General features: G+C 56.7%; 4 protein-coding genes. 2 read left to right on the forward strand and 2 right to left on the reverse strand.

Annotated elements, in window-relative coordinates:
• Positions 1-24 precede the first annotated feature (24 nt).
• The gene (locus JUJ53_RS13765; RefSeq protein ID WP_204152599.1) at positions 25-1,389 is read right to left on the reverse strand and encodes a gluconeogenesis factor YvcK family protein; all 1,365 of its coding nucleotides are present in this window, start codon (positions 1,387-1,389) and stop codon (positions 25-27) included.
• A gap of 607 nt (positions 1,390-1,996) precedes the next feature.
• Here JUJ53_RS13765 and mutS point away from each other — a divergent pair.
• On the forward strand, positions 1,997-4,627 hold the full coding sequence (gene mutS / locus JUJ53_RS13770; RefSeq protein WP_343327957.1) for a DNA mismatch repair protein MutS: 2,631 nt from the start codon (positions 1,997-1,999) through the stop codon (positions 4,625-4,627).
• 185 nt (positions 4,628-4,812) lie between these two features.
• Here the strand turns inward: mutS and JUJ53_RS13775 are convergent, their stop codons facing one another.
• On the reverse strand, positions 4,813-5,016 hold the full coding sequence (locus JUJ53_RS13775; RefSeq protein WP_204152601.1) for a hypothetical protein: 204 nt from the start codon (positions 5,014-5,016) through the stop codon (positions 4,813-4,815).
• Positions 5,017-5,687: 671 nt separating this feature from the next.
• Between JUJ53_RS13775 and moaA the strand changes: the two genes are divergently transcribed.
• The gene (moaA, locus tag JUJ53_RS13780; RefSeq protein ID WP_204152602.1) at positions 5,688-6,677 is read left to right on the forward strand and encodes a GTP 3',8-cyclase MoaA; all 990 of its coding nucleotides are present in this window, start codon (positions 5,688-5,690) and stop codon (positions 6,675-6,677) included.
• Positions 6,678-6,861 lie beyond the last annotated feature (184 nt).

The raw sequence follows: 6,861 nt of genomic DNA on the forward strand, positions 1-6,861 counted from the left end.
CTCTAAGCCTATGGATCTTGACCATCATTGCATCCGACCATACCAGCGCAGTAAGACACGGGCAAGGCGATCGCTATCATGGGTAATCCGATGGGTTTGAGGATTCTCGGCCATCACATTGGCCATCACCACCCGCCGTCCTAGGTGAATCACCTCTTCCCGATCGAAGTACACAGGATGCGATCGCTCTTGGGCATAGTGAATCATCGCTTCGGCGGACGGTGTTTTGCGATGCACCAAAACGGCATCAAACAAGGGGCGATCGCACAACTGATCGATAGCGCGAATATGATCCGCCACGGTATAGCCCTCGGTCTCACCCGCCTGGGTCATGATATTGCACACATAAATACGCGGCACCGTCAGGGAAGCGATCGCCTCCCGAATGTCGGGCACCAGCAGGTTGGGAATCACGCTGGTATAGAGGCTACCCGGCCCAATAATCACGTAGTCGGCTTCACGAATAGCCTGCAGGGCTCGGGGCAGGGCAGGCGGATTCTCGGGAATACAGCCCACGCGGATAATCTTACCGTCGGCTTCGGGAATATTGGATTCCCCTTTGATGATGCGACCATCGGCAAATTCTGCCCAAAGCTCCACATCACTGAGGGTGGCGGGCAACACCTGCCCCCGCACCGCCAGAACCTTTGAACTGGCCGCCACGGCCTGCTCTAAATCTCCGGTCACCTCGCTCATGGCCGTGAGAAACAGGTTGCCAAAACTATGGCCCACCAGCCCATCCCCAGCCCGAAAGCGATATTGGAATAGCTCGGTCAGCAACTTTTCCTCATCAGCCAGGGCCGCCAAACAATTGCGAATATCCCCCGGCGGCAACACGCCAATCTCCCGCCGCAGCCGACCAGAGGAACCACCATCATCCGCCACGGTGACAATGGCCGTAATATTAGCGCTGTAAATCTTCAGCCCCCGCAGGAGGTTGGACAATCCCGTGCCGCCGCCCAACACCACAATTTTGGGGCCGCGCTGTAAACGCCGATGGGCCGTGAGCACCTCAATTAGTTCTTCATCCCCATTGGGCATCAGCACTTCGGTGATCGCCCCCAGGGTTCGCATTTGCCCCAAAAAGACCAGTAAAACCCCAATCAAGATCACCATGGGGCCACTGATGTAGCTAGGCACCCAGTCGGTAATGAAATCCAGGGCATCGCCAATGAACCGGGTGATGTAAAACACCGGCGTGCGTTTCGTCCAGATGGCAATGCCCAAGGCCGCTAGCAGCACCCCCGCCACACTCAACATCAGCCAACGCTTGACGAAGAGACCGGGAGCCAGCCACTGGAACCACCGACTAACCCGATGCGGAGTACGGGAACGGGATTCTTGCTGAAGCATGGTCAGCGCTTTTTTCCAGCGATTGGCAGTGGACATTCGAGATTCGCAACCTCAACGCAACGGTTGAAAAGACTACTAGACAACAGGCGATCGCCCCCTAGGGACTCAATCCCCCATCTAAACTTGCGATCGCCACGATGGTGCTAGGAAAGCAGCGGCTCTGTTATCGTTACTTTCCAGAGCGAAAGGAGAAGAATCCGCATAGCTCCGGTGAACTCTTGCCCGGTCACCATCAACGCGCGGTGTTTGGAAGAGAACATAGCTCTATTCATGCTAAGCAACCCCCTCCCACGAGGAACGTATTGCGCAATGCCTAACCATAGAACAACTAATGGGTAAATCCTACTAGACAGCGGCCCCGAAGCGGTACTGTGCAACTGCGGGTTTCCTGGAATACTTGGAAACGCCCCCCGCCGACCCCGGGCTGCTTTAAGCTGTTAAGTAGACCCAGCAATCAGGGTTGTGAGCATTTTCAGGTATTCGTCGCATGAGTGAGCCGTTCCCCCCATCGAGTCCAGAGCTACCCAGCGAGCCTCTCCCAAACCTGCCCCCAGAGCAAGCGGTGGACTTGCCAGAGCGGTTGCTCAAACATACGGTGCGCTATAGCGACTATCGGCAGGTAGACCGGGAGTTGTTTACGCCGATGTTCCGTCAGTATGCGGAAACCAAGGATCAGTATCCCCATGCGCTGCTGATGTATCGGGTGGGGGATTTTTTTGAAACCTTTTTCCAAGATGCGATCACCATTGCCCGAGCGCTAGAACTGGTGCTCACCAGCAAAGATGCCGGGAAGGATGTGGGACGGATTCCCCTGGCCGGCATTCCCTACCATGCCCTCGAACGCTACTGCACCCAGTTGGTGGAAAAAGGGTTTGCGATCGCCATCTGTGATCAAGTCGAAGATCCGGCCCTGGCCCAGGGGTTGGTGAAACGGGAAGTGACTCGGGTGATTACGCCGGGGACGCTGCTGGAAGAGGGCATGCTGACGGCGCGGCAGAATAATTTCCTGGCGGCAGTGGTGATCGCGGGCAATCACTGGGGGCTGGCCTACGCCGATGTGTCTACCGGAGAATTTCTCACCACCCAGTCCCAGGACTTAGATCAGTTAGCTCAGGAACTCATGCGGCTGCAGCCCTCCGAGGTGCTGGTGCCCACCAATGCGCCCGATCTAGGCGGCCTGCTGCGACCGGGACAATCATCGCCCCACTTACCCGACTGTCTACCCCGGCAGTTTTGCTATACCCTGCGATCGCAACTGGCGTTTGAAACCCAGGAGGCCCGCCAACGGCTGCTGCAAACCTTTCGCCTGCGATCGCTGGAAGGGCTGGGCTGTAACCATCTTCCCCTTGCGGTACGGGCGGCGGGCGGTCTGCTGCACTATTTAGAAGATACCCAGAAGGAGAATCCGTTACTTTTACAGCCGCTTTGTACCTATGCGCTGACGGAATTTTTGGTGCTGGATCATCAAACTCGTCGCAATTTGGAAATTACCCAAACGGCGCGGGACGGCACCTATACCGGCTCCCTGCTCTGGGCCCTAGACCGCACGGTGACCTCCATGGGCGGGCGACTGCTGCGCCGCTGGCTGCTGCAACCGCTGCTGGATGGGACGGCCATTCGCGATCGCCAAGCCACGATTCAAGAACTGTGCGATCGCGGCAGTTTGCGGCAAACCCTGCAGGTGCTGCTGAAGCAAATCTACGATATTGAACGGCTCACTGGCCGAGCCGGGTCGGGAACGGCCAACGCGCGGGACTTGGTGGCCTTGGCAGAATCCTTGGAAAAGCTGCCGGATCTGGCCGCGGTGGTGGCATCGGCCAAGTCGTCATATCTAACAGCGCTGCAGCAGGTGCCGCCCCAGTTAGACCAGTTGGGTCAGATCTTGCGATCGCACCTGCAAGACAATCCGCCCCTGTCTCTCACCGAGGGCAACCTCATTCGTCCGGGCATCGACGCGCGGCTGGATAGCTTGCGACAGCAGGTGGAGGCCGATCAGCAGTGGATTGCCCAGCTTGAGGTCACCGAACGGCAGCGTACGGGCATCTCGAATTTGAAGGTGGGGTTCAACAAAACCTTTGGCTACTACCTGGGTCTATCGCGATCCAAGGCAGACCAGGCCCCCGATGACTACATTCGCAAGCAGACCCTCACCAACGAAGAGCGCTACGTCACCCTGGAACTCAAGGAGCGGGAATCGCGGATCTTTAACGCCCGAGATGACCTGAACCGCTTGGAGTATGAGGTGTTTGTGGAACTGCGCCAGCAGGTGGCGGCGGAGGCAGAGGCGATTCGTGCCGTGGCCCAAGCGATCGCGGCGGTGGATGCTTTGGTGGGTCTGGCGGATGTGGCGGTATATCAAGGCTATTGCTGCCCGGAGATTCGCGAGGATCGGATTATTTACGTCGAGGACGGTCGCCATCCCGTGGTGGAACAGTCGCTCCCGGCGGGATTTTTCGTGCCCAATTCCAGCCACCTAGGCAGCGATCGCCCGGCTGATGCATCCTTGCCCACAGAGGCGATCGCCCCAGATTTAATTATCCTCACCGGCCCCAATGCCAGCGGCAAAAGCTGTTATCTACGGCAGGTCGGTTTAATCCAGCTCATGGCCCAGGTGGGTAGCTTCGTGCCGGCCCGGACAGCGAGTTTAGGCATTTGCGATCGCATCTTCACCCGCGTGGGGGCGGTGGATGACCTGGCCACGGGGCAATCGACCTTTATGGTAGAAATGAACGAAACCGCCAATATCTTGAACCACGCCACGCCGCGATCCTTGGTGCTGCTGGATGAAATTGGCCGAGGTACGGCCACCTTTGATGGGTTGTCCATTGCCTGGGCCGTGGCCGAACACCTAGCCGCCGAGCTGCAGTCCCGCACCATCTTCGCCACCCACTACCACGAACTCAACGAACTGGCATCTTTACAGCCCAACGTAGCCAACTACCAGGTGACGGTGAAGGAAATGCCGGATCAGATCATTTTTCTGCACCAGGTGCGCCCCGGCGGAGCCGATCGCTCCTACGGCATCGAGGCGGGACGCTTGGCGGGGCTGCCCCCGTCGGTGATTCAACGGGCAAAACAAGTCATGGCGCAGATCGAACAGCATTCCCACATTGCCGTGGGTCTGCGCCAGGGAACCGACGCGCCGGAACCTCGGAAGCGTCGTCGGGTTAAAGAAGCGACCCCGATTGAACAACTGGATATTTTTGGGCGATCGCCCCAATCATCTCAAGGTTTGACATCTGACGGACAAGCCGTCTACAGAGCAGATACCTAGCTAAGCAGGAGGGCGTAACCATTGAAGCATTTCAGCTCTGCTTCATGCTCAAATCCCTATACCAAGAGGGTTGAGCGATATGAAGAGGGTTGGGCGGCATCGAAACCTGGCAACTCAGCTTCATTGAATTAAGTTCATTGAGTTAAGTCCATCGACTTAACTCAGGCGCTGACCGAGCCGCTGGCTCAGTCAATCACACGCACTAGCCCACTACTTAGTCCATCAAAAATGCGGTTGACGTGGTTCTTGTCAATATCGCTCAGCGCCGACTTCGACAACATCAAGGCCATGAGCTGCTCTTGATCGGCTCGGGTAATGCGATGGGTTTCAAAGATGCGACGGATGACGTCCTCAAGGGAGGAAACGGGTAGACTCAGCTGACTTTGCATAGGTCACTCACAGCGGTAGACACAACTGAAGCGGAGGGGCTTCACCGTTCCTTTATAGTGTGCCCAATTTTATACCAAATCTTTGTGATCTCTATACAAAGAACCTGTGATATTCGTCACAGCGAAACGAACGCATTCAACCTGTCTAGGCTAAACGCGCTCTGTACTCTAAGGTTGCAATCCGTTGCTCCGTATTCCGTAGCTCCACTCTACCGAATTTCTTCAGGATCCGTATGAGGGGCGATCGCCCCTGTCCCCTCCTTAAAATTGAGGCAGCTACGGCAGCATTACTCCATCGATTCTACGGGCATACAAAGTATTATTAGTTACTCATTTTAGGCGCTATATACGTAATCCTACGATCATGAGAGTTCACGACTTCGGGCTCTTGTGAACCATGCCGACATCTCTCCGTGGAAATTCTGAGGCTTGGCCATCAGGTCATGCCCCCGCCACTATGGGCAGGCCCGTAGAAAACGCAGAAGCGCTACGGTGATAGAGATTAGCCCATCAACTGCCCCAGACAGGCTCTATATCAGCCCTTGGGCGTGTGATCCGTCCGTGAATCCGCTAGCATCAAAACAGTCCAAGGCGCTAAGGTCTGGATGTCGCCGTTGAGATTTCCCGTGAGGGAAGGGCGATCGCCTGAGTTCTATGCACGAGTATTGCCCATGAGTCCCGTGATTGATTATTTGCGCATTAGTCTGATTGACCGGTGCAATTTCCGCTGTCAATACTGTATGCCCGAGGGCGAAGACCTGCAGTATGCGCTACAGCAAGATGTGCTGACCAACGATGAACTGATGACGCTGCTGACCCAGGTGTTTATCCCCGCTGGCTTCACCCGCTTTCGGCTGACGGGCGGCGAACCGCTGCTGCGACCGGGGGTGGTGGATCTGGTGGGGGCGATCGCCTCCCTGCCCGACACCCAAGATCTGGCCCTGACCACCAACGCCTTTCTGCTGGCCGACTTGGCCGAGGATCTCTACCAGGCGGGATTGCGCCGGGTAAACATTAGCCTCGATTCCCTGACGCCGGAGATTTTTGATCAGATTATTGGTAACCGGGGGCGATCGCGCTGGCAGCAGGTGTGGGATGGCATCTTGGCGGCCCATCGGGTGGGCTTTAGCCCCCTCAAGCTGAACGTGGTGGTGATTCCAGGACTCAATGACCATGAAGTGCTGGACTTAGCAGCCCTCAGCATCGATCGGGACTGGCACGTACGGTTTATTGAATTTATGCCCATCGGCAACGGCGATCTGTTTCAACACCGAGGCTGGGTGGCTTCCGAAGAACTACGGCAGCGCATCCGCGATCGCTGGGGATTAACCGATGGCGCAGTGCGAGGCAATGGCCCGGCAGATATCTTCCAAATTCCTGGAGCCAAGGGCACGCTAGGGTTTATTAGCCAAATGTCGGAATGCTTTTGCGATCGCTGCAATCGCATGCGCCTCTCGGCCGACGGCTGGCTGCGCCCCTGTTTGCTGAATGAAACCGGGCAGCTTGACCTACGCACTGCTCTCCGTGAAGGCGTTCCCCTAGCGCATCTGCGGGATCAGGTGCAGGCCCTGGTGGACTACAAACCCGAGATTAACTACAAGCAACGGGAATCGGGCACCACCGGCCGCTATAGCCGCACCATGTCTCAAATTGGCGGTTAAGTGACAGACCTGAGCCCAAGATCCCCTGTTTCTCAAACTGGGGGCCAAGATCCCCGATGTTTCTTAAACTGGGGCCAAGATCCCCGACTGAACGGGTGACAACGTCCCTAGAAGTCTTGCTGCAACAGGGATAGCGCATGAAACCCACGCTGAAAATAGAGCCGTTTATGGGGTTTGAGTGCTA

Source organism: Leptolyngbya sp. CCY15150 (assembly GCF_016888135.1).
Classification (GTDB): Bacteria; Cyanobacteriota; Cyanobacteriia; order RECH01; family RECH01; genus RECH01.

Coding starts and splice junctions, on each gene's coding strand:
- JUJ53_RS13765 (WP_204152599.1), bottom strand. CDS start 1,389: ATGTCCACTGCCAATCGCTGGAAAAAAGCGCTGACCATGCTTCAGCAA.
- mutS (WP_343327957.1), top strand. CDS start 1,997: ATGTTCCGTCAGTATGCGGAAACCAAGGATCAGTATCCCCATGCGCTG.
- JUJ53_RS13775 (WP_204152601.1), bottom strand. CDS start 5,016: ATGCAAAGTCAGCTGAGTCTACCCGTTTCCTCCCTTGAGGACGTCATC.
- moaA (WP_204152602.1), top strand. CDS start 5,688: ATGAGTCCCGTGATTGATTATTTGCGCATTAGTCTGATTGACCGGTGC.